The sequence below is a fragment of the Nostoc sp. CCY0012 genome (genome assembly GCF_963920855.1).
GTDB lineage: Bacteria > Cyanobacteriota > Cyanobacteriia > Cyanobacteriales > Nostocaceae > Cyanocohniella.
In genome coordinates this window covers 1-24296 of sequence record NZ_CAWUDM010000065.1, presented here as the reverse complement: position 1 = coordinate 24296, position 24296 = coordinate 1, and the positions used below count along the sequence as shown (strand labels likewise).

At 43.1% G+C, this 24296-nt stretch carries 19 protein-coding genes and 1 pseudogene; 14 read left to right on the top strand and 6 right to left on the bottom strand.

All coding sequences use genetic code 11. From position 1 onward, the window contains the following. Nucleotides 1-89: 89 nt before the first annotated feature. Nucleotides 90-347, bottom strand: a pseudogene (locus ACM0OS_RS18475) (ArsR/SmtB family transcription factor); the annotation flags it as partial. Between the two features lie 254 nt (nucleotides 348-601). On the opposite strand from ACM0OS_RS18475, the gene ACM0OS_RS18470 reads away from it, so the two are divergent. Together ACM0OS_RS18470 and ACM0OS_RS18465 are read left to right on the top strand one after the other, a co-directional pair. Next, on the top strand, nucleotides 602-1783 hold the full coding sequence (locus ACM0OS_RS18470) for a C1 family peptidase (protein ID WP_414544660.1): 1182 nt from the start codon (nucleotides 602-604) through the stop codon (nucleotides 1781-1783). A gap of 131 nt (nucleotides 1784-1914) precedes the next feature. Continuing rightward, the gene (locus ACM0OS_RS18465) at nucleotides 1915-2364 is read left to right on the top strand and encodes a protease inhibitor I42 family protein (protein WP_414544659.1); all 450 of its coding nucleotides are present in this window, start codon (nucleotides 1915-1917) and stop codon (nucleotides 2362-2364) included. Here ACM0OS_RS18465 and map read toward each other — a convergent pair. Then, nucleotides 2361-3125 (bottom strand): type I methionyl aminopeptidase, encoded by a 765-nt coding sequence (map, locus tag ACM0OS_RS18460; protein ID WP_414544658.1) that lies wholly within the window; start codon nucleotides 3123-3125, stop codon nucleotides 2361-2363. The genes ACM0OS_RS18465 and map overlap by 4 nt on opposite strands. After that, nucleotides 3122-4141, bottom strand: a complete 1020-nt coding sequence (locus ACM0OS_RS18455; RefSeq protein ID WP_414544657.1) for a Gfo/Idh/MocA family protein — start codon at nucleotides 4139-4141, stop codon at nucleotides 3122-3124. The genes map and ACM0OS_RS18455 overlap by 4 nt, the downstream gene beginning before the upstream one ends. 444 nt (nucleotides 4142-4585) lie before the next feature. Here ACM0OS_RS18455 and ACM0OS_RS18450 point away from each other — a divergent pair, with 444 nt between their 5' ends. Beyond that, a complete protein-coding gene (locus ACM0OS_RS18450) occupies nucleotides 4586-4885 on the top strand; it encodes a ferredoxin (protein WP_414544656.1) in 300 nt (99 codons plus the stop codon). A gap of 316 nt (nucleotides 4886-5201) precedes the next feature. On the opposite strand, the gene ACM0OS_RS18445 is transcribed toward ACM0OS_RS18450, so the two are convergent. Further along, nucleotides 5202-6866: a SpoIID/LytB domain-containing protein gene (locus ACM0OS_RS18445; protein ID WP_414544655.1), complete on the bottom strand. Its 1665-nt coding sequence runs from the start codon at nucleotides 6864-6866 to the stop codon at nucleotides 5202-5204. 119 nt (nucleotides 6867-6985) lie between these two features. Between ACM0OS_RS18445 and ACM0OS_RS18440 the strand changes: the two genes are divergently transcribed. From ACM0OS_RS18440 to ACM0OS_RS18415, 6 genes are all read left to right on the top strand, one after another. Further along, complete coding sequence (locus tag ACM0OS_RS18440; RefSeq protein WP_414544670.1) at nucleotides 6986-7249, top strand: ParB N-terminal domain-containing protein; 264 nt, start codon at nucleotides 6986-6988, stop codon at nucleotides 7247-7249. Between the two features lie 113 nt (nucleotides 7250-7362). After that, entirely contained in the window at nucleotides 7363-7857 is a 495-nt protein-coding gene (locus ACM0OS_RS18435) for a Dps family protein (protein ID WP_414544654.1), read from the top strand. Nucleotides 7858-7935: 78 nt separating this feature from the next. After that, a complete protein-coding gene (gene grpE / locus ACM0OS_RS18430) occupies nucleotides 7936-8580 on the top strand; it encodes a nucleotide exchange factor GrpE (protein ID WP_414544653.1) in 645 nt (214 codons plus the stop codon). Nucleotides 8581-8586: 6 nt separating this feature from the next. Further along, nucleotides 8587-8757, top strand: a complete 171-nt coding sequence (locus tag ACM0OS_RS18425) for a DDE transposase family protein (protein WP_414544652.1) — start codon at nucleotides 8587-8589, stop codon at nucleotides 8755-8757. Nucleotides 8758-9700: 943 nt separating this feature from the next. Then, nucleotides 9701-13171, top strand: a complete 3471-nt coding sequence (locus tag ACM0OS_RS18420) for a response regulator (RefSeq protein ID WP_414544651.1) — start codon at nucleotides 9701-9703, stop codon at nucleotides 13169-13171. A 65-nt stretch (nucleotides 13172-13236) separates the two neighbouring features. Continuing rightward, on the top strand, nucleotides 13237-14526 hold the full coding sequence (locus ACM0OS_RS18415; RefSeq protein WP_414544650.1) for a hypothetical protein: 1290 nt from the start codon (nucleotides 13237-13239) through the stop codon (nucleotides 14524-14526). A gap of 102 nt (nucleotides 14527-14628) precedes the next feature. Here the strand turns inward: ACM0OS_RS18415 and ACM0OS_RS18410 are convergent, their stop codons facing one another. Then, on the bottom strand, nucleotides 14629-14781 hold the full coding sequence (locus ACM0OS_RS18410; RefSeq protein WP_414544649.1) for a hypothetical protein: 153 nt from the start codon (nucleotides 14779-14781) through the stop codon (nucleotides 14629-14631). 107 nt (nucleotides 14782-14888) lie between these two features. On the opposite strand from ACM0OS_RS18410, the gene ACM0OS_RS18405 reads away from it, so the two are divergent. Beyond that, nucleotides 14889-15167 carry a toxin HicA gene (locus ACM0OS_RS18405; RefSeq protein ID WP_414544648.1) on the top strand — a complete coding sequence of 93 codons (279 nt, stop codon included), beginning with the start codon at nucleotides 14889-14891 and terminating at the stop codon, nucleotides 15165-15167. After that, the gene (locus tag ACM0OS_RS18400; protein ID WP_414544647.1) at nucleotides 15154-15480 is read left to right on the top strand and encodes a type II toxin-antitoxin system HicB family antitoxin; all 327 of its coding nucleotides are present in this window, start codon (nucleotides 15154-15156) and stop codon (nucleotides 15478-15480) included. The genes ACM0OS_RS18405 and ACM0OS_RS18400 overlap by 14 nt, the downstream gene beginning before the upstream one ends. 206 nt (nucleotides 15481-15686) lie before the next feature. On the opposite strand, the gene ACM0OS_RS18395 is transcribed toward ACM0OS_RS18400, so the two are convergent. Next, on the bottom strand, nucleotides 15687-17960 hold the full coding sequence (locus tag ACM0OS_RS18395) for a PhoD-like phosphatase (protein ID WP_414544646.1): 2274 nt from the start codon (nucleotides 17958-17960) through the stop codon (nucleotides 15687-15689). 127 nt (nucleotides 17961-18087) lie between these two features. Here ACM0OS_RS18395 and ACM0OS_RS18390 point away from each other — a divergent pair, with 127 nt between their 5' ends. The 3 genes from ACM0OS_RS18390 to msrB all read left to right on the top strand — a co-directional run bounded on the left by ACM0OS_RS18390 (nucleotide 18088) and on the right by msrB (nucleotide 24253). Then, on the top strand, nucleotides 18088-18243 hold the full coding sequence (locus ACM0OS_RS18390) for a hypothetical protein (protein WP_414544645.1): 156 nt from the start codon (nucleotides 18088-18090) through the stop codon (nucleotides 18241-18243). Nucleotides 18244-18595: 352 nt separating this feature from the next. After that, a complete protein-coding gene (locus ACM0OS_RS18385; RefSeq protein ID WP_414544644.1) occupies nucleotides 18596-23716 on the top strand; it encodes a caspase family protein in 5121 nt (1706 codons plus the stop codon). A 42-nt stretch (nucleotides 23717-23758) separates the two neighbouring features. Next, nucleotides 23759-24253 carry a peptide-methionine (R)-S-oxide reductase MsrB gene (gene msrB / locus ACM0OS_RS18380; protein ID WP_414544643.1) on the top strand — a complete coding sequence of 165 codons (495 nt, stop codon included), beginning with the start codon at nucleotides 23759-23761 and terminating at the stop codon, nucleotides 24251-24253. The last annotated feature ends 43 nt before the right edge of the window (nucleotides 24254-24296 follow it).

Genomic DNA, 24296 nt, shown 5'->3' with positions numbered 1-24296 from the left:
AATCCTTCCTGTGTGAATGTATTGTCAACTGATTCCGGGAGGCGATCGCTCTTGGTTTTCCCTGTAGTCAAAAATGACAACAAATCCTCCATCGTCTCAGCATTGGCTGAATACCAGAGAAATTGTTTGTCTTTTTGGCAATTCACTAATCCCTCATTTCGCAACTTTTCTAAATGGTGTGATAGCGTTGAGTTCGGGATTTTCAGCTTTTCCTGAATCTCTCCTACTGTCATCCCCTCTGGATAAGTTGCAAACATCAATCGCATAATTTCCAATCGAGATTCTGACCCCAGTGCGGCAAAAATGTCTGCATACTGCGCCGTATCTTTTTGATCTATTTTTTTCATATTTCTAGAATAATAGAAATAAGCTCTAACGTCAAATATATATCACCCCTGCATAAAACCTGGGAACCAATCCTATATCTCATTAGAGTAACCGCAGTTAGCTGTAGGTAAAAAAATATACTAGTTTCTTAAACAATTTCCAGATGTCAACCTATCGTCGCCGATAAAAGCTGATGTCTTGTAATTACGAGTTACTAATTTACAGCCAAGAACGGACTTTGTGAGTGTAATTAGGCATTTCCAAGGTAAACAGGATGAAAAAGTCTACATTTTTGCAAATATCTGCTGCTGCATTGTTGAGTTTGGTAAGCTTGCAAAGTACATCTTTAGCTCAACAAGTTAGACCCATTAATGCACAACTAAATATCCCTTCATCTCCAGTTTTAGAGCGCAATTTAACTCAAATAAAAGTTAGTCCCTTTTATCTTGAGCGAGAACAAAAAGCTCCTTTAGCAATTAAAAATCAAATTGTAGATCTACGGCGCGACATCCAAGCCAAAAATCTGAGTTTCCAAGTGGGTTACACCACTGCTTTAGATTATAAATTACAGCAACTTGCTGGCACCAAAGCCCCAGATGATTTACCCGCACAAGCTCAAAAACAAAATACCTTAGCTACACAAATTTTAAATATTGACTTAGCCGAACGCGACAGATTTGCAAGACTAAATCCCGGCAAATTACCTGAGTTAAAATTAATTCAAAATCGGGGATGTTTTGCCTCAGCTAAATCTTTTGATTGGCGCAAGTTAAATAAAGTTACACCTGTTCGCAATCAAGGTGCTTGTGGTAGCTGTTGGGCATTTGCAGCTTTAGGTGCTTATGAAGGTAATAACTTGATTCGCAACAACGCTCAAGCTGATGCTTCCGAACAACATATTGTTAATTGGGGTAATGCAGGTAGTTGTAGTGGCGGCTGGTGGGCGAAAGCATTTGATTTCTTAATTAATAATGGTACGGCCACCGAAAGCACTGTACCTTATACGGCAAGTAATAATGCTTACAACTCCAATGTATCGACTCCTTACCGTTCTATAGCGTGGGGTTATGTCAAAGCCGATGGCGGGATTCCCACGGTTGCAGCGATGAAACAAGCTATGTGTAAGCATGGGCCTTTAACGGTTGCTGTACGCGTTACTCCTGCTTTTCAGGCTTACACTGGTGGTGTATTTAACGAGCAATCCACGGGTGCGATCAATCATGGTGTTACTCTCATCGGTTGGGATGATAATAAAGGAGCCTGGTTAATCAAAAATTCTTGGGGTACAGGCTGGGGTGATAATGGCTATATGTGGATTTCTTATAACAGTAATAGAATCGGTTACGGCGCTGCATGGACACAAGCCAGAAGCACTTTTTATAAAATATCGCCTGATTTGTTTAAAAAACTGAGTCCAGATTTAATTAGAATTAATCCGCACATTATTCCTCGGTAATGGTTAAATTTGGGGGCTGGGGAGTCAGAAAAACATTTTAGGTGAGTGCCACAATCATCGCCTTTCCCTAATCCCCTATCCTACGGGAAGCTGCTGTCAAGTCTCCATCTTTTATGTCCCCACTCCATACTATGAATTCCATTAAGCGAGTTTTACCCAGATTTTTCATAATTATTTGTCTGCTAACTCTCTTGAGTATCGCTTTACAAGTACAAGTTACTTCTCATGTTTCTATATCAAACTCGGAAATGGCTGTTTCTCAAATAACTGTTGATGACACCAATCATGATCAGCAAATTACTCTGGAAAAAGGTAATATTTTGATGATCAAACTGTTAGCGAATCCCGGTATAGGCTACGGTTGGCAAATTATCAAAAACGATGCAGACAAACTTCAACCTGTAGGAGATTCGGTATTAGAACCATTAGAAGAGGAGGCACCAGGAGCAACGGAAAATCAGGTTTTCCGCTTTCTAGCAAAAGATATAGGCTTCACTTCTGTGGAACTCCAATATTTACGCCCCTGGGAAAGTAATGTTCCTCCTCTGAAAACTTACCGACTCAATGTACAGATTCGTTAATCGGCAAGAGTCAGGATTTCTACACCATCTTCTGTCACGGCTAAGGTATGCTCACATTGGGCGGATAGTTTGCGATCGCCTGTGACGGCAGTCCAATTATCATCGAGTACTTCTACTTCCCAAGTACCTTCGTTAATCATGGGTTCAATGGTAAAAACCATCCCTGGTCTTAAACGCTTGCCTTTCCCGCGTGTCCCATAATGGGGAATATCCGGCGCAGTATGAAAAATATTACTAATGCCGTGTCCGACAAAATCTCGCACCACAGAAAAGCCCTGGGATTCGGCATATTCTTGAATTGCTGCCCCGATGTCGCCAATTTTGGCCCCTGGTTTCACTTCGGCAATACCTAAGCGACGGCATTCTTCGGTGACTTCAACCAACTTTTTCGCTGTGGGGGAAGGTGTCCCGACAAAAAATGTTTTGGATGTATCGCCGTGGTAGCCTTCCACAATCAGCGTCACGTCGATATTGATGATGTCACCATCTTTGAGTATCTGCCTGTTATTAGGAATACCGTGACATACGACCTCATTCACACTGGTACAAATGGACTTGGGATAGCCTTTATAACCTAGAGGTGCGCTTTTCGCTCCATGAGCTTGCGTCCAACGTTCGGCTTCATCGTTGAGCTGGAGTGTCGTCACCCCTGGCTTCACCATTGGTTCGAGATGCTGTAATAGTTGAGCTGCCAAGCGTCCTGCTTGACGCATTTTATTAAGTTCTCTTGTGGATAAAATAACAATTGGTTCTGTTTTCATTCACTTTCGGCTAACGTATCTGTCATAAATATAGTGAACCCTGTTTGTGCTGATCTTTGAGCAGCATCAGCAACTTTGAGGGTATACAGGCTCTCCTCTGGGGTAACGTACAAATCAGAGCCATGCAAAAGATGATCTAACACCATACCTGTATCTTTAGCAAACAAACCCCGACGAGTACCAACCTCTATAGGTGTTTTTTCCTCTGCCTGAATTAAAAATCCGGTATTGCCTTCAAAAATTAAACCCCCCTTTTCGCCGTGAACTTCAAATTTGCGTTCTGCTTGCCAAATAGTTTCGCCTTTGCCATAAACTACTTCTGCTAACAGTCCACTGTCAAAGCATAGTTGACTATTACAAAAACAGGTTTGGTAGTATTCCTCTTCTGTTTCCCAATATCTTTGGTGACAGTTAACTGTAAAAACTTTACCAAACAAATCGGTGAGTCGATGCAATCGGGAAAGCGCACCAATTAAAGGAAAACCAAAAAGTTCATGATTATAAGTCCACTTACGCGGTGCAGGATGCTGAGGATTGATGGTGCTGTAGGAAACATAGAAGACATCGCCTATTTTTTCTATGTTTTGTTTTAAGGCTTGATGTAATCCGCCTAAGAGTTCGATATGTTCAACGTGCAAGAATTTTTTTCGCGCTTTGGCTAAGGCAAGAATTTCTGCGGCTACCGTGACATCTATAGCTAAAGGATACTCAACAACTACGTGTTTATCCTGTAACAGCGCTGCCTTAGCGATCGCCCCATGATCACGATTAATTGTGGAAATCACCACCAAATCTACATCTTCGCGCTTTATTAATTCCTGCCAAGAACTCAATGCTTCCGTGTGATATTCTTTCGCCAATGCTGCCGTGATTTCTGGTCGATGTCCGGCGATGGCTACTAGCTGCGATCGCTCATCACAAACTAGTGCTTCTGCACGGAGTTTTGCCGCATATCCAGTACCAATCAAACCCACGCGCACTTTTGCTGTTTCCAAAGCTGCCTCTGAATTATACATGATCCTCAATGGTTCTATTTTTGACCATCACACGTCTAGAATATGGCAAATACTTTGTTCATGGGTAAGCCACTTTCAGTTTAGGGACATCCAAACATTAAGTTACTCAATTCCCGCATCAAATACGACTGTCAAATTTATTCTCCCCCTGCTCCCTGCCCCCCTGCCCTCTGTAATTTTTGGGCTGCATCTAGGTTCTATTTTTAACTCATCGTCTTTACACATCAAAGCATGGTGAGGCTGGTTAATGTATAAAAAAAACTTATTGTTATTTACTAACTAAACTTCATTACTAATCGCGGACGATTTAAAGTTATAACCTGGAATTTTTCTCGTAGTATCAGAATTGAAGCAAGTTTAATTTAACGGCTAATCCATAAGGGAAGCTGTAGAGATTGCTTCAGGATAACTTATACTGCCGTTTGCAAAAGAGAGGATTACGGAATGGCTACTTTTAAAGTCACACTGATCAACGAATCTGAAGGATTAAACCAAACCATCGAATGCGACGACGATGTATATATTTTAGATGCTGCTGAAGAAGCAGGTCTTGACCTACCCTACTCTTGCCGTGCTGGTGCTTGCTCAACTTGTGCAGGTAAGATCAAAGGTGGTACCGTTGACCAGTCTGACCAATCTTTCTTAGACGATGATCAAATTGAAGCTGGATATGTGTTGACCTGTGTCGCTTATCCAACTTCTGACTGTACAATTGAAACCCACAGAGAAGAAGAACTCTACTAGGAGTTAGGTGTGTGAATTAACCATCTCTTTCTTGCAAGAGTTACTAGCGATTTAGTGGGGGTGTAAGGCCTTGCACCCCTCTGTTTAAAAAACCGGGTTTTTGTCCCAGGGATGAGCAAATTTCCTTGAGGGACTACCAAATAAAAATATCCACAAATTTCTTGTGGTGCAGGTATCTTGCCCGGTAATCAGCCAAGACTGGCAAAATTCCCATACCACAAGATGGAATAATTTATTTGCTAATGTTCCTTTATACCCAAGTAGCAAAAACCCTGTTTCTCAGATTAATCCAATATCGATTGAACTCTGTATAGTTTTAAAACTTGACATTGTTGCTGAGATTTTGAATTTCAGTATCAGGATAATAAAATTGCAAAATTTTCGGATTTGACCAACCTAGCTTGGCTAAATTCTGAGCGCCAGTTTGACTTAAGCCGACTCCATGCCCGAACCCACCACCAATAAATGCATATCCCCAGATATCAGGTTTGCCTTTGTTGAGGGGTTCTATGTAAAAAAGTGTACTAATAGGAGCTGCAAAGGCGCTACGAATTTCGTCTTTCTCTAGAGTAAAAATGCCGATATCCGTCTTCACCGCCATTTCTAGAATACGTCCACTTCTACTACGCTTAACTATAGACATAGCCTCTAGGGTGTTAAATTTGGCATAGGGGCTATTTTTGATAGTCAAGAATTTTTGTAAGAGCTTGGTAATATCCTCTATAGGAGTTTCCCTATGCCAACGAAAGGTATTCCAGGCACTTTCATTAAATCCTTCTTGGCGATTAATAAATTTGCGAAAGTTGGTTTCATCCGCTAAACTCTGCTGAGATAAGTTCCAAAAATTAGTAGCAGAGTCTACTACTGGGCGTAAGTAAGGACGATCTTCACCATTCCAGACATCGCTAAAGTAAGCTGTAACGCCCCCAGTAGTGGAGGAATACAGAGCATCTACTAGCTGATTATTATAAGTTAATACCATGCCCTTGGTGGCAGCGATCGCCTTGTCGGTACTGGGAGCTGTTCCACTCAGCCCGTAATAAACTTGGCAATGTGTATCCGCACACAACTGATAGTTATCTATGGCAAACCGACGTAAATTCCTTAAAGCATAAGTCCGGGCGATAACTGCTTGGGCTTCTACAGCTGCTGCTGGCGCATTGGTGCCAATTTCGTGAGGAACTACCCCGCGCAAATAGCTTTCTAAAGGTACTTCATTGACTAAAGTATATGTACCATAAGCATTGGGCTGTAAAGTCAAACGGCCTGGATAAAGACGAGAAGTTTCTAGCTTTTCGCCCTTCTTCACCTGAATCAAGTTTTTATCTGTACTAATTTGTAAATCATTGGGGCTGTAGCGGTTACCGTTGACTTCCCAACTGACTCGCGGCACTTGTGACACAATCTTGGTGTCGATATATGCCATTTCCTTACCCCCTGCTTGCACACTCTGGAATAACAAGCGTCGTAGTAAGGGCGTATTGTAAACATCCCGTTTAGCCCAAACTTGCCAACGTTCTGGCTGGGCTATTTCTACCTGGATTCCCTGAGAACGCCACTTTTTGGCACTGTCTTCTGCCGTTTCAAAGGTACGGTATGTACCTAAAACCACAACCTCCTCCACTTCAGGTTTAGCTAAAGGTTGCATGACAGTTTCCAGCTTGATGGGGTTTTGGGTGACTAAAGTCTTTTGCTGGTTGCCTGCTGTAAATTTTAGCGTTAAGCGATCGCCTGTTGTGGGTTCTAGTTGCATCTGGTATTGGGGATTCTCGCCAAATCGCTGCACAACCCCCACTCTCAGTTCTAAATCCTGATTTTTGCTCTCAATGGCTGAGGCACCTGTTAGCCCCAATACACAAAATGTCGTCAGTACCGTGTAAGAAAAACGCCAGAATGTAAATTTCATCATTATCTGATTCTTACCCTCTGTACCTTGGGGCTGATTTTTCCCTTGCTTTGTAATGCGGTGCTGTTGTCGCATGAATGCTCCAATGATACCGTTACCTATTTTTACTCAAATATCACTTGCAAAACGAAGTCATAACGAGTATGATTTATTTAAAGACACAAAATAAACTAGTTCAGTCAATTCGTGATGTGATCATGAGAGTTCAAGAAATTCCCTTGAATCAAATCAAACGCCCATTACCCCGTGCCAACGATCCCCATAAAGTCCAAACCTTAATGGAATCGATAGCCGCCATTGGGCAGCAAGAACCAATAGACGTCCTAGAAGTAGAAGGACAGTATTATGGCTTTTCGGGTTGTCACCGTTATGAAGCTTGCCAACGCTTAGGCAAAGAAACCATTCTCGCCAGAGTTCGGAAAGCGCCACGTAGTGTCCTGAAGATGCACTTAGCATGAGTTAATAGATTTTAGCTTTGTGATTTGGCATTGCAGATCCGTGAAATTCAAAAAAATTAGTCGCCAATAGTTAAGTTACTCCACTAAAACATATAACCAACTGGGAGAAAAATATGTCATCTCAAGCAACAGTCAAAAGCATAAATATCGGCATTGATGAAGAAAGCAGAGCCAAAATTGCCGAAGGGCTGTCTCGCGTGTTAGCCGATACCTATACACTCTATCTAAAAACTCATAATTTTCATTGGAATGTCACAGGGCCGATGTTCCAAACATTGCACTTGATGTTTGAGACTCAGTATACAGAACTAGCCTTAGCCGTTGATTTAATTGCCGAAAGAATCAGAGCGCTAGGCTATCCCGCCCCTGGAACTTACAGCGAATACGTCAAACTAAGTTCAATTCCCGAAACCCCTGGAGTTCCCAAAGCTAAAGAAATGATTAGCTTACTGGTGGAAGGACAAGAGGCTGTAGTGAGGACTGCACGGTCAATTTTCCCAGTTTTAGAAGAAGTCAACGACGAACCCACCGCCGATTTATTGACTCAACGGATGCAAGTTCATGAAAAAACCGCTTGGATGTTGAGAAGTTTGTTGGAGGGGGAGTAGGGACGAGGGGATAAGGGGATAAGGGGATAAGGGGACAAGGGGACGAGGGGAAGTGATTTTCCTATTGATGATGGACTAATGACTAATTACACCGAAAAGTTGCAAAATTTAATGCAACGTGTGAATGTTTCTAGTTTTAAAGCGCTGAGTCGTCATGCTGGTGTTTCAGAACGGCAAATTTTGCGGTTGCGACAAGGCAAACTAGAACAGATGCGACTGGAAGTGCTACTTAAGTTAGCGCAAGTGTTACAAGTTTCCTTGAGTGAATTAGTCGAAACCTTTTCCCCAGTCCCTATTGCTCCTGATTCCCACCCCCCAGTACCTACCCATCAAGAAATTGCAAATTTAACCACAGAATACCAGCGATCGCTCTTACAACTGCAACAGCAGCGAGAAGCGTTACAGCAAGAATTCCAGCAGTCGAGTTTGCAACTACTGGAATCTTTATTATTACAATGGCCCACAGCAGCCCAGAAAGCTAGGGAAAATCCTCAGCTAGCAGCGGTTAAAATTGTGCCTTTGGTACAGAAGCCTTTAGAAAAATTATTACAAGCCTGGGGAATAGAAGCGATCGCCCCCGTAGGAGCCGAAGTATCATATAATCCACAACTGCACCAATTAATAGAAGGTACAGCACAACCAGGTGAACTAGTCAAGGTGCGCTACATCGGCTACCTGCAAGGCGACAAACTACTTTATCGAGCCAAAGTTAGTCTAGTTTAAAATAATATGTGGTTTATTGTTAAAAATAATACTGGCCATTGTCAAATTGTCTCTAGCGATCAAATTCCAGCAGATAATGCAGAAATTCTCGAACAGTGGGGGTCATTTACTTCTTCCGAAGAAGCGATCGCTCATCGCGTAGGATTGATCAGGGCTGGCAAGTGTCAACCCCAATAAATTTCCCATCATCCCAGTTTAATCATTGCTGACATCAGGCGATCGCTTGTCCAAACTTATTACTAGCTAGGGAATTACCACTCTACAAAAGAACCCCTGCTTCTATCAAGCCGCAAGTGTTGTGGCGGGGTCTAAATCCACGTTAAAACACGTAATTGCTTACAGCCTAGCGGCATCCGTAGGCTCTATTGCGAATTGCGAATTGCGAATTGCGAATTGGTTTAATGGTTCTGATTGCTAAAGTAGAACGAGATACTATATTTTTGTCATCTAAACCATATTTGTTGTAACATTGCTGACTCTACCATGCTTGATGTAAATAAAATTTACCTGCAAGTGTTAGTGAAACTGCTGCAACGGGAAAACTTAATATGCAGCCTCAGATGGTTTTTGCCGCCAGCCTGAGTCTCTGTATATAGTAGTAGAAATTTCTCGTAGAAGGAGGTACAGAAAAGGTTGGCAAGTAAGGAACAACTCTGTGAAACCAAAACTAAGTATGTAAATTCCACTCCATTAGAGCAATTAGTAATCTGTACAAGCTATTGAAACAACTTACGGTGAGTAAATATTCTGACTCTCAACCGTCACTTAGTCCAACAGCCTCATTGGTCGAAATTCTTGGCTCTGATATTACCGAAAGAGTCAGGATAGAAGATATTAGGGGGCAAGGGATAAAAATTATCCCTACCATAGCGGTTTCAGGATACCTAAATTTGTTTATGGAAAAGGAAAAAAGGTTTTATTATGCCTACGGCACGCTGCGCGAACGAGATGATTGCACGAAAAATAATGCGTCCTTAGTTTATGGTTATGTAAATATACTGATAAAGTAGCATCCTATGCTACTTATCCCCTGCTTCCTTTCATCTCTGATGACTCGTAAATATTCCCATCTGATCAGATTATTCTTTATTCCACTGCCGTTGCAGCAGGAAAGCGGTGCATGAAATCTCAAGCAAACAGTAAGCCCAAAATTTTGGTTGTTGATGATGAACCAGACAACCTTGACTTGCTTTACCGCACCTTCTATCGCGACTATAAGGTGTTGAGGGCCACCTCTGGCCCGGCGGCATTGGATCTGCTAGCGCAAGAGGGGGAAGTCTCAGTGATCATATCCGACCAACGGATGCCGATCATGAGCGGTACAGAATTCCTGAGCCTGACAGCAACGCAATACCCAGATATTATCCGAATTATTTTAACTGGTTACACTGATGTCGAAGACCTAGTAGAAGCCATCAACGCTGGTAAGGTCTTTAAATATGTTACTAAACCCTGGGAAGCGGAAGAACTTAAAGCAGTTGTCCGCCAAGCCCTGGACACTCACAATGTTCTCAAAGCCCGTACCCGTGAACTGACACGTACCCTGCGTCAAGAATCACTGCTGAACACAGTCACCAATACAATCCGCAGTGCTTTAGACTATCGGCAAATTTTACAAGCAATTGTCGATACCGTTGGTCATATGTTGGAGGTGGATGTTTGCCTATTACGTCCCTTTCAAGATGGACAGTTAGTAGATGAAGAATTCATTTACCAAAACACTCCCCAGGAGAAAGTCGAGGAAAATCTTGCTACCTCATCCCTTTTAGCTCAAACTGTTTGGGAAACCCATGAAGTTCAGGTAATTTATGATGTCGCCAATGATGCGCGCATCCAAGGAGAAACGCCCGAACTACAGCAAAGAGCCGAGGCTTTTGCTACAGCGAATATTTGCTCTAGTTTAGTAGTACCTTTAATTTGCCAACAAGAGTTGATGGCTGTACTGGCACTACATCAGTGTGGACAGTCCCGCTTTTGGGAACAGGATGAGGTACAGTTGATATTGATGGTAGTAGATCAAGCGGCTTTAGCACTGTCTCAAGCTTATGCCTACGAGCAGGTGCGTGCCTTGGCCAAACGAGAAGCTTTAATTAATACAATTACAACAGCAATTCGTTCTAGCTTAGATCCTGAAGATATTTTTGCAGCCATTACACAACAATTGGGACAAGCCTTACAAGTTGATGGCTGTGTGTTGTCTTTGTGGACAGAGGAAGATGAATTTGTCCATTGTGTAGGCTTGTATGATAGTTCTCAAAATTCAGGCAATTCTCCCTTAGCTACAAACAATATTTTAAATAATCCTCATCAGCAGATAAATCAGGAATCACGAGACTCCCGCACCTTTCAAAACAATCCCATTTTTCAAGAAATTTTGCGGACACAAGAGCCAGTGGTAATTACTGATATGAGCGATTGTTCTCTAGCAATCCAAGGTTGTGATTTGCCTTTGAAAATGCCAGCGCGATCGCTCATGCTTGTTCCCCTACTGGCTGATGGTAAATGTATCGGTAGTATTACCCTAAGTGAAAGTAATAAAATACGTAAGTGGTTGTCATCTGATATTGAACTAGCCAAAGTAGTCGCAGCCCAAGCCGCGATCGCCGTGCAACAATCACGTTTATACCAAAAAACGCGTGAGCAAGCCGAGCGCTTGTTACAACTAGACAAACAAAAAACCGAATTTTTCCAGAATATTTCCCATGAATTTCGCACTCCCATTACCTTAATTCAAGGGCCTTTAGAATCAGCGGTCAGTACTGGTGAAGGATTATCTCATGAACAAAGTGCGATCGCTCTACGTAACTCCCGCCGCCTATTACGACTGGTAAACCAATTACTAGATTTGCAACGCCTAGACGCTGGACGAATGCAGCCAAAATTCCGTCCTTGTGATTTAGTCGAATTTGTCAGTCAAATTGTCGAATCATTCCGTCCCTACTGCGAAAAAAAGGGACTGATTTTAGTTACTCAAATGAGTGCATGTCCTACGGTTTACCTAGACATGGAAAAATTTGACAAAGTGGTTTATAACCTGCTGTCAAATGCCATGAAGTTCACACCTGATGGTGGCACCATCAGCGTCAAACTGCTATCGACAGAAAACCATTGTCAATTACAAGTCCAAGACACAGGAATTGGCATTATTCAAGAACAAATTCCCCAACTATTTGAGCGCTTCCGTCAAGCCGAAGGTTCAGCAAATCGTTCCTATGAAGGCAGTGGTTTGGGTTTAGCCTTAGTTAAAGAATTAGTAGAACTACACGGCGGCAAAGTCACAGTAAACTCAGCCTATGGAGAAGGCACAACCTTTACCTTATGGCTAGTCACTGGCAATTCTCACTTACCGCCAGAGCAAATACTAGAAACTCCTGTTGAACTTAATACCAGTCGCGCTAGTGTGGAATTAGCTGATTTAGAACTAGTAGAATCAACTACAGACACTATTGAAATTATTACACAAGAAATATCATCTAATGCTGACACACCGCCAGGAATACACAGCACACAGCACTCTATCTTAGTTGTAGACGATAATCCAGATTTGCGAACCTATGTATCTGATATACTCCGTCGCCACGGTTATCAAGTGATCACAGCTCGTAACGGATATGAAGGATTTGGTAAAGCCCAGGAAAATACACCCAGCTTGATCGTCACTGACTTGATGATGCCCTTGGTGACAGGACTAGAAATGATTCAGATGATCCGTAAAGAGGAGAATTTGCAAGGAACACCGATTATTCTTCTCACAGCGAAAGTTGATGAAGAAACCCGCATCGAAAGCACAGAACATGGTGCAGATGCTTATTTAGCTAAACCATTTAATGACCGGGAACTTCTGGCAGAGGTGAGGAATCTCTTAGCCTTGAAGGCCAATGAACGGCGGGTTGTGGAATTAAATACTTACCTCACAGAATCAGTATTAAAACGCTTTTTACCGACTGCATTGGTGCAAAAAGCCGCAGCCGGCACTTTAACACTAGATTTGCGCCCAGAACCGCGCTTAATTACAGTTTTATTTAGTGACATTGTAGGTTTTACTCAGTTAGCAAATACCCTGAGATCCCGACGAGTAGCAGAATTACTCAATGAATATTTAGAAGCCATGACCAAAGTCGTCTTTGAAAATGGCGGCACTGTCGATAAATTTATGGGAGACGCTATTTTATCTTTATACGGCGCACCAGAGGAACTCACCCCCAATGAACAGGTGCGCCGTGCCATCAGTACAGCCAGAGCAATGCAAAGCTCACTTACTCGATTAAACCAGCGCTGGCAAGAACAAGGACTTTTTGAAAGTCACACACACAAAGGCGTACAGTTTCGCTGCGGTATTCACCAAGGTACGGCAGTTGTGGGGATGTTTGGTAGTGCTGAACGTGCTGATTATACAGCTATTGGGCCGAGCGTTAATATAGCAGCTAGATTACAGGCTGCCGCTGTTCCCGGTACGATTCTTGTTTCTGCCGCCGTGGCAGATTATTTACAGGACGAAGAAATTATTAAAGGTAGTCCGTTAAAGCTCAAAGGAGTAGATGAAACAGTTTTGACTTTTGCTGTGACACCAGAGCTGATGGCTAATCGTTAAGATAAAAGCTGGATTTCATAGCATGAGCAATGAGCAAGAACACCGAATCATATCTGGGTTCAAAGATGACACCATCGGTTACAGACAAAACTCCTATTTCCCCCAAAGTCTGGAGGAGACACACTGATCCACCAAATTTGTGGATTGCTGTAACTATAGGTTCACTTTCCTTGCATTTGTTAGTTTTCTGGTTCATGCGCTCATCGGAAGGTTTTAAACCGTGGTTTCCCCAGCAAAGCCAAGCCTTTGTTCCCATTGAATTGATTGATATTTCTCCCCAGGAAACACCTCCGGAAATAACTCCCGAAAAATCTCCCGAAACACCTAACTTACAAGCTCAAACAGTCGCTCCCAGACCACCAGTTTCCACTCAACAGTCTGTACCAGAACAACTACCAAAAACTACCCCAGTCACACCAAATACTCAGGAAACTGAGGTGATAGATTCTGATTCTAGTGTCCAAGAAGAGAGTACAGCTGATACTCCTCAACCTGATACGGAAATCTTTTCTGACAGAATAGCTGCAATGCCAGGGTTCACACCCACTCCCACGCCGACGCCAACACCAACACCAACACCGATACCTACGCCTACACCCATACCCACACCGACAATTCCAGTTGGTGATCTTCCTTGGAACCGTCGTCAGGAAGTAGAACTAGGAAAAGGCACACCACTACCGACAGATATTCCATCTATTCCATCTATTCCATCAGAACAGCCACAAGTTTCTGATACTGAACCTGGAGAAACTGCCAATACACCAGAAGCAGCAACACCTACACCTCCTGAGGAAACGGCAAATACACCAGAAGCAACAGCACCTACACTTCCTGAGGAAACCGCAAACACACCAGAAGCCGCAACACCTACACCTCCTGGGGAAACTGCAAATACACCAGAAGCCGCAACACCTACACCTCCTGGGGAAACTGCAAATACTAGCTCAGAGGGAGGAGCGATCGCCACTGTTGCGCCTTTGGCTGAAACGGAAGTACGCCAGTTAATACAAGAGGGGAGATTGAGGCCAGACGGTCTACCCGATGTTCTAGCTATATACAAGGGCAGTAACACCAAACAACTAGACGCCACCTTTCAACCTGGTGCTTCTGTGCTTCAGCCTGCACAGTTCCTTGTTAGCTTGGTAATTGATCAAAATGGCAACTTTCAACAGGCTACAGTTTTAGAAATAGAGCCAGTAAGTCTACAAAGTGAAAAAAGCTTGTATGAGGAAGTCGCCAACGATATTTTCAGAAACGATAACTTTTTACCAGCCCAAAATAACGATGGCTCAAAACCAGAATTGAGTAACCTGTTTGTACGCATCACGATTCAGCCCGTTAACAGCAACTAGTACCGCCGTGAAGTCAAAAAGAGCCAGTGCGTTGGGGAAAAATCGCTGTGGTGAAGTAGTCCGTTGGGCGGGTAATGCCCGACTTGTAGCCACTGGCGTTAATTAAACGAATCGCGTATAGCTAACCAGGTTAGGGAAAGCTTCTTTGATGTCGGGATTATGGGGTATGAAGACATCGGAGTTAGTGCGGAACCAAGCCCAAGAGAATAAGCGCGATCGCTTTTCCTGTATTCTTACAAGTCCGACAGTTGACATAGTATCACTATTGATCCTATTATTAACTTAAAGCAATACCAAGTTGCCTTTTATGTGTCATTTTTGTAGAAACTTTCTACTTATTTGACAGCAACTTGGTATAACCTATGCCGAAGATAGAAAAACTTCTTGCTCAAATTAAAAACAATACTAAAGATGTAAACTTCAGTGATTTAGTAAAAGTTTGTAACCACTATTTTGGAGAACCAAGGCAAGAAGGAACAAGCCATTGTGTTTACAAAACTCCTTGGGCTGGAGATCCGCGCGTAAACATTCAACAGAAGAATGGAAAAGCCAAAGATTATCAAGTCAAGCAAGTTTTGCAAGCAATCAGCAAATTGGAGGCAATAAACAGAACTGAGGACATAGAAGATGAAGAACTATGACCACTACACATATAAAGTAACTTGGTCATCTGAAGATCAGGAATATGTAGGGTTGTGTACTGAATTTCCTAGCTTATCTTATCTTGACGAGAACAAAGTAGCTGCGCTGGAAGGTATTGAACATCTGGTAAAAGATGTCGTGGCAGATATGGAAGCGAATGGGGAACCAATTCCAGAGCCAATTGCAGAAAAAAATTATAGTGGTAAATTTCAAGTTCGTGTTCCTCCAGAGCTTCATCGTAGACTTGCTATCCAAGCTGCGGAGGAAAACATTAGCTTAAATCGCTATGTAAGCTTAAAACTTGCCTGTTAATTATTTTTGTTGTACTTGTCATTATTAAAACACTGCCTGATCTAATTTATCAAGATCAGGTGGCTTTCAAACGCTTTTACAGAAATCATCTACGTGGCAAAACAAAACATCTAAACTAAACATAGGACAGGTTGCTGGATTTAACGCTATTTTCAGCTTACTACCTGTCCTTTTCCTTATCCCGAACTCAGGTTAATTATGAACAACTATAGTTGGCTCTCGAAGCGGCTATAAACAATTCGGGTAGGATACCAGGAAGAAAACCAGTATGAATCTTGCATAACTTTGTAAGAATTACTGGTGTCTGTCAATTCAAACTGAATTAAGGCTAAATTATTGACTCCCACCACTTCTCGTCCATCTTGAAACCAAGGAGATTTCCAGAACATGAGCTGCTGTAACCATTGCCATCTATCGTTTTTGGCTGTTTGTCGAGGAGTCCTGAGCCATGACACATTAGTGCCAAAGTTGGGAGTCTGAAAGTTTTGTCGAGGAATCCATTCCAGCGCACAATTCCAATCAGGTTTCATTTGCGGATGGTGGGATTGTCTCGCTCTTTGTTCTACCATATCCGGTGGATTGAGCCATCCTATCCAATGTCGTACCTTTTCGGGCAAAAGCCAGTGTTTCATTCGTGTATGCAGTATACGAGTAATAGGCTCTTCGTTCTTCATTGCACTAGAAGTTAACTGCACTAAAACTGATGGGTTGGCAAAATCTCTAGAAGTACTGACAAAAGATAAACGAACAGCTGAACTGTAGTGAATATCTCCAGATAGAACTACTATTTTTTGGCGTTGCTCGAATAAAGTTGTGAGAAATTTCGCCAATGCTTTGGAGTTAATATTCCAGGCATCTCCAACATCTGTGGCAAACACTTGATCGCGTTGCAACTGCCAATGGTGAATCCTATCAATTATTTTCAAACCAAACACATTTGTCGGTGCAATCACCATCGTGGCTTGAACCTCAGGTGTTTGTTGTAGAGGTAGGGAAAGTTGGCGCTCAAAGGTTTGTGGGCATAACAGCATTGGTGGTGCTGTGGGTTTTTGTTCAGCAGGGTAGCCTCGCCATGTGCGTGTATCTAAAACAATCACTTCATGGCAATTGCTGCGTACCGTATAGTGCCAAGTAATTGCCTTTGGATGTCGATCTAGGACTAATACTGAACCATCTAGGACAAACTCAGGTAAGCCAGTGTGGGCATTATTGGGTGGCATTCCCACATAACGAGCGATCGCCTCGTAAGCCGCAGTATCTGTTCCTTGGGAAGCAGACCAGTCATGAGCCGCTACTAATAGTTTTTCACCGGATTGATCAGCTTCAAATTGCCAAGGTGTATTGCCCCATGCTTGAGAAACTGCATAAGCTAACAGCGCGTTTTGTACAGCTCGTTGACCCAATGGTTGTCCCAGTACCCGCAAACACCAAGCTTGGTTGAGGTTCCAGTCATCACTGACATCATGGTCATCAAAGATGCTATACATGGGGATGTTTGCCAGGGTACGGCGGACTTTCCAAAGAGTGTGAATAAATTGCCGGAGATTTTGAACTTGCCGATCCCACTTTTTAGTGGCTTTGCGAGTCCTCATCATTTCCCGTCCCTGAGGAAAAGCATTTGGCCAGCACACAGGAGACCAAATTAATAAGTAAGATGCATAATACTCACCCAGGCTCAGAAGATGACTAGCGACTTTAGCGCGTTTATTGTCTAATCCTGCGGTGAAGCCACCTTGGTGAGTTACCACATCAGCCCGATGTCCAGGAGGTAATTGCTTTGGTGTGTAATAAGCAACATCTCCAGGCTTTGTTTGAGTGACTGGTAGCCGTTCTTCCCAACCCAATAACGCGTCACCAAGCATACTGGAAACCCACAATAGCGGCTCCGCGACATCATCTCCATAAATTTGGTCGCCAGTCAAAAACAGTTGATGGGGACGTTTTCGAGGCTGGTTGGCAGTTTCCTCAATCAGACAATCGAGAATGGGTAGTGTATCAAACCCATGTCCGTGGGGTTTGCGACAGGAACCATGCACAATTCGCAAATCTTGGAGATTATTAGGCGGTAGGACAAACGTTGGTTTTTGGTGGGTAAAATAGCTGATGTTGACCGTAGGAAAGCGGTTTGAACATAAGGCTTGCTGTAACGTTTGCTGAGTTTGGTCAGTCTGGTCAATGAATTGGAAATCGTAAGCGTAGATGCGATCGCTCCTGAGGCGGTACATATTTAAAGAACGAGCTGTTACGGCAACAACATGTAGCGATTTGCCAAGGGAAATAGTAGAACGTCTTCCCTGGAATAAGGAATTTCCTAACACTGTACCGTTATTGGTGGTGTCGTAAACCGTGAGTTCAACCTCACAAGCCTGTTTAAGCGCCATCCAGACAGTAACTGATTCAGGTTCTGTATGTTGTAACATTGGCCCTGCCAACATTAGCGGTATGTCGTGTAAATACTCGTCCTCAGATTGATAGTTCATTCCCAACTGCACAAACTGTTAAATAAAAGTATACTTTTAAGGCTTATTTTCAATCGTCGCATAAAAAAAATCACGCCATATAGGAGCAACCGTACCACCACCTGTTGCACCATAACCTAGTCTTCTGTTGTCGTCTCTTCCTACCCAGATCGCAGTTGTCAACTGGGGTACAGTAGCTACAAACCAAACATCAGTAGACGACCATCAGCCAACAGAAGATGCGATCACCACTATCCTCCAAGACATGAGTGCAAGGGAAGAGTTGCTCAGAGAATTGGGTTAGCGAAGACTACAGTGTGTAAAAATAGTGTGTGTAGGAAAACTTCTGGCAGAAAAATTGCCGGAGGTGTCAGAGATCATCAGGGTTTTGGGGTGGCGATCGCCTGCGGCAGTGCGCTCCCCGCAATTGCCTACGCCCCGTCATAGATAATCGTACAAAGAGCATTTACTATCAGCGATCCCCCGTCTTTAGGAGGCGATCGCATTTGGCAACTGCGGTTCATCAATGTTGATGATGCATATCTGGGATCGTCAGTTTACTAGTGGTATACCACTGAAAACGGCATAGTCTTTGGCTGACGTGGCGAAAATCTTCATTTAAAACAGCTAAATTACCTATTAACATTAAAATTAAAATGTCTCCACTCGGTATCGCTACCAGTCACTTAACGCATGTCCTGGAAATAGGAGAAGCACAACTTTGGCTGTTGTTGGTGGGAGTAAACCAATACCAAGATGAGAGATTACCCCCACTGCGCTACTCAGCTGTTGATTGTCAGGGTTTAGCCGCAGCCTTAGCAGACGCTACCCAAGAATTTCCCCATACAGAAAAACGGGTTCATCATGATTTGACTTCTCAGCCACCCACCCTGGCTACAGTGCGTGCTAGCTTAAACCAAATTACTGCTGCGGCTCAACCACAAGATACGATTTTATTTTATTTTTCTGGACACGGGATGCTAGAGCCAACTTCTCAGCAAGCATTTTTGTGTCTCACAGATACTCAAACAAATGATTTAATTAACACAGGTTTAGGGTTACAAGAACTTTTACAAGTATTAGAAAATAGTGGGGTACAAACTCAGGTAGTGTGGCTGGATGCTTGTCATAGTGGTGGACTGACATTCCGCGGTGCAAAAAGTGATACCCATCAGCCATCTTTGTCTAACCCCACACAGCAAATGGTGGAATTATTGCGCCAACGAGCAAAGGAAAGTAAAGGATTTTATGCCTTGCTTTCTTGTGATACCCATCAACAATCGTGGGAATTTCCCGAATTGGGACATGGTGTGTTCACTTATTACTTGATGCGGGGATTGCGAGGTGAAGCAGCTGACCCCCAAGGTTTGATTAATGCTGATGGACTTTACCAATATGTTTATCAGCAAACGCGCCAATATATAGAACAAACCAACCAGCAATTACGGCTAATTAATCAGCAAAATAAAACCAGAGGTGACACCAAAGTTTATTCTGAATATCCGCAGCAAACACCCAAGCGGATTGTCGAAGGAGTAGGGGACGTTATTCTGGGTTTAAAACCAGCAGGTGAAGAATTTGCGTCTCCTAGAAAAGCATTAATATTAGAAGGATTAGCAAATCATCAAACTACCCTTGCTATTAGTAAATTATTAGGATCTGTCGGTGGATTTGAATTAGAGTATTGGCGGCGCAGTCTCAACATTACTACTAAAGATTTACACACTACTATTCAAACTTGTCTACAAAATCATCCCCAAACTTTCGGCACAGTACTTTTATATTTACGTGGACGAATCGAGGAAACTGAAGCTGGTGAACCTGCATTAGTTTTAGCAGAAGATATCCGCCTCAGTCGTTCTTGGTTACGACAAGAGTTAAGACGTTCAAATTATGCCCAACAAATTATTATTTTAGATTGTCCGGTAGGGGCAAATAATTATGCACACATCCAAGATTGGGTAGAAGATTTACAACTAGGATTTGAACAAGGACAATGTATAATTGCTGCTGCTTCTTTGAAAAATTATCCTGAACAATTTGCTCAAGCTTTACACTCTACCTTAGAAATAGCCCAACAACAACCTAGCTTGTCAGCCGCAGCTTGGATTACACAATTGCAATTGTCTTGTCACAACGAATTACCGCTGCATATTTGGTTATCTGGGACACAAGGTGTAATTGAAATTATACCTGCCAGCAAGAGCGGTAGAAGTATGCTTTCAACGGCAGGCATTGACTTAGGGATTTGTCCTTACCGGGGATTACAAGCTTTTACCGCAGAAGATGCTCAGTATTTTTACGGTCGAGAAATTGTAGTGCAGCAACTCATTAGTGACTTAAGGCAAAAGTCATTTATTGCTGTCGTGGGAGCCTCCGGTAGTGGTAAATCTTCTGTAGTACAAGCCGGATTAGTGGCTCAATTGCGACAAGGAAAACTTTTACCAGGTAGCCAAGATTGGTGGATTAGAAGCTTTCGCCCTGGTGCAAATCCCCTGCAAACATTATCACGTCGCCTGGTAGATAGCGGTACAGAGCGCGAAAAAGCTTACCAGCAACTGCAAATAGAAGGGATGTTGTATCAAGGGGTAGAAGGGTTGAAGAATTGGGTAGGCGATCGCCCAGAACCAATGGTAATTTTGGTGGTAGATCAATTTGAAGAATTATTTACCCTCACCCCTAGTGAAGATAGGCAGCGTTTCTTAGAAATTATCTTAGGGGCGCTGGAATATGCACCAGACAAGTTTAAATTAATTATTACCTTGCGGGCAGACTTTATTGCCCCTTCCTTAGAAATAGCGACATTAGCCAAGCTTTTACAGCAGTCGAGTGTGCTGTTACCCCCCTGCTTAACAGCAGAAGAATATCGCCGCACTATTATTAACCCCGCCGAACAAGTAGGTTTAACAGTCGAACCGGAATTGGTAGAGGTGCTGATACAGGAGTTACACCAATCCCCCGGAGACTTACCACTATTAGAATTTGTTCTCGCACAGTTATGGGAATACCGCGAAAATGGGGTCATGACCTTACAAGCCTACCAGCAGCACTTAGGTGGGATTAAAGGGGCGCTGGAAAGTAAAGCACAAAGCGTTTACGAAAGTTTAGATCCAGAAGCCCAAGAATGTGCGCGGTGGATTTTTTTATCCCTGACTCAATTAGGTGAAGGTACAGAAGACACCAGACGACGGGTATTGAAATCTGAATTAATCGTCAGAAAATATCCAGTGGCTTTAGTTGAAAGAACATTGCAAGCATTAACTACTGCCAAGTTAGTAGTCGTAAATTTAGAAGAAGATCCAAACGCTTTTAGAGGAATCAAAGGACAAGAAAAAACTTCCTCTCCACCGCCCATGTCCTCATCCCCAGCAGTAACCATAGAAGTAGCCCACGAAGTCCTAATTCGCTACTGGTCAACATTGCGCTGGTGGCTAGAGGAAAATCGAGCTAAGTTGCGATCGCATCGTCAAATTACCCAAGCAGCTGCTTTGTGGCGGAACAGCGATGAACAACCTGATTTCTTATTGCAAGGTGTTCGCCTCGCCGAAGCTGAAGAAATTTATGTCAATTATACAGATCAACTTTCTTTTGATGTCCAACGTTTTATTGAAGCTTGTTTAATAGAAAGACGACGCCAACAACAACAAGAAAAAAATAGACTCAAGCAAGCACAAAGAACTGCGGCAATTATCAGTATATTGGGATTGACTGCTTTTGGTTTAGCTATTTTAGCTTATCAACAAACCCAAAAAGCGCAGTTACGAGAGATACAAGCTTTAAATTCTTTGTCAGAAAACCTTCTTCTTTCCCATCAACAATTAGAAGCATTACTCACTAGCGTTCAAGTAGGGAGGGAAGTACAAAAAATAACTCCCGGTACCCCGGAAAATATTCAAAGTCAAACTACAAATATTCTCCAACAAGCAGTGTATGGTACACAAGAACGTAACCGCTTGACTCATGATGCTTGGGTTACCAGCATCAGTTTTTCCCCGGATGGTCAAATTTTGGCCTCTGGTACTGCTGACAACCGCATTCAACTTTGGCATAGTGATGGCAGTCCACTGTCAACTCTTGCAGAGCATAGCGATAGTGTCAATAGTGTCAGCTTTTCTCCTGATAGCCAGACATTAGCCTCTGCTAGTACTGACAAAACTGTGAAACTCTGGAGCCGTGACGGGAAATTACTCACAACTCTGACAGGACATCTGCATGGTGTAAATAGTGTCAGTTTTTCCCCAGATGGTAAAATGATTGCTACTGGTAGCAACGATAACACCGCTAGACTCTGGACTCGTGACGGCAATTTACTCGTAACCCTCGTAGGACATAGCCGTAGTATTAATAGCGTCAGTTTTTCCCCAGATGGTGATACAGTTGCTTCTGCTAGCGATGACGGCACAATTAAGCTTTGGAGTTTGGATGGCCGACTGTTAACAACCTTACCAGCACACACGCGAGAAGTTTTAGATGTCATATTTAGTCCCGATGGGCAAACAATAGCCTCAGCCAGTGCTGACCAAACAATTAAACTCTGGAGTCGTGATGGTAAATTACTGAAAATTATCGAAGGGCATGACGCTAGTGTCTGGGAAGTGAGATTTTCTCCCAATGGTAAAATGATTGCCTCAGCTAGTGCTGATAAAACTATTAAACTTTGGAATCGTGCAGGTAACTTGCTAGGTACTTTGCCAGGACATAACCATGAAGTTAATAGTTTAAGCTTTAGCCCAGATAGCACCAGATTAGCCTCAGCTAGTGATGACCATACTGTCCGACTGTGGAAAATAGAAACAACTCTGCCACAAAGTTTTTACGGTCATCAAGGTAGTGTCAATGATGTCAGCTTCGTTGCTAATGGTCAAACCATTGCCTCTACTAGTACCGACAACACGATGAAACTGTGGAATTTGCAGGGTCAGTTGCTGAAAACATTACCTTCACCCATTGATCATGTTACTAGCATCAGCTTTACTAGCGATCGCCACACAGTAGCTTTGGCCAGTGCAGACCAGACAATCCAACTTCGCCAGCGCGATGGTACTTTGCTGCAAACTCTCCAGGGTCACAAACACTGGGTAACAAGTATGGATTTTAGCCCTGATAATCAAATTCTCGCATCTGCCAGTGCCGACAAAACCATCAAACTCTGGGGACGAGACGGTGGACTGCTGACAACACTCCCCAGTCATCATGGTTGGGTGACTAACGTTAAATTTAGCCCCGACGGTCAAACCATCGCCTCAGCCAGTGCAGACAAAACCATCAAACTTTGGAGTCGCAACGGTCGCCTGCTGAGAACTCTCTCAGGACATAGTGCTAGTGTCTGGAGTATTAATTTTTCTCCCGATGGCAAAACCATTGTATCTGCTAGCCAGGACAGAACCGTTAAACTTTGGAGTGTGGATGGTTCCCTACTGAACACCTTTGCGGGGCATAATGATGTAGTTGTCAACGTGAATTTCTCCCCAGACGGCAAAATCATCGCCTCAGCTAGCGACGACGGTACTATTAAACTTTGGAGTGTCACCAGTGGTATTTTGCTAAAAACTTTCTCAGGACATAATGGCGGTGTCAGGAGTGTCAGTTTTAGTCCCGACAGCAAAATGCTGGTTTCTGGTGGTCAAGATGCCACAATTAAATTGTGGAATTTACAGCAAATAGAACTGCAAACATCAAATCTCGATCAGCTGCTAAACTTAGCTTGCGATCGCCTGAGTGATTATCTGCAAACCAACCCCAATGTGACGACAGAAGAGTTCCAACTGTGTTTTTAGGTGACAGCACAGCGCAATATTTTTTCAAGATAAAATAGGTATATGAACAGACGCTATTTTTTAGAGAGTAGTGCAGTCATCATCGGCACCACATTTTTAGTACGCAATATCAACTGGGGTTCAGCAAACATGACAACTTCTCAAAGTAACTTTGAAATTACCAAAACAGAACAAGAGTGGCGTACCACTTTAACACCAGAACAATTTCGCGTTTTACGCAAACATGGAACTGAACCCGCCTTTACCAGCCCACTAGATAAAGAATATGCTGAAGGCACTTTTATCTGTGCAGGCTGTGAACAACCATTATTTACATCTGAAACCAAATTTAACAGTGGAACCGGCTGGCCTAGCTTTTATCAACCAATTGATGGTGCGATCGCCACTACCGTAGATCGGTCATTTTTCATGACCAGAACAGAAGTACATTGTAGTCGTTGTGGTGGACATCTAGGTCACGTATTCAACGATGGCCCTGCACCCACTGGTAAACGCTACTGCATGAACGGTGTAGCGATGGAGTTTATTCCTGCTTAGTGGATGACTGGGGGAAAGAGGCAGGGGGGCAGGGGGCAGGGAG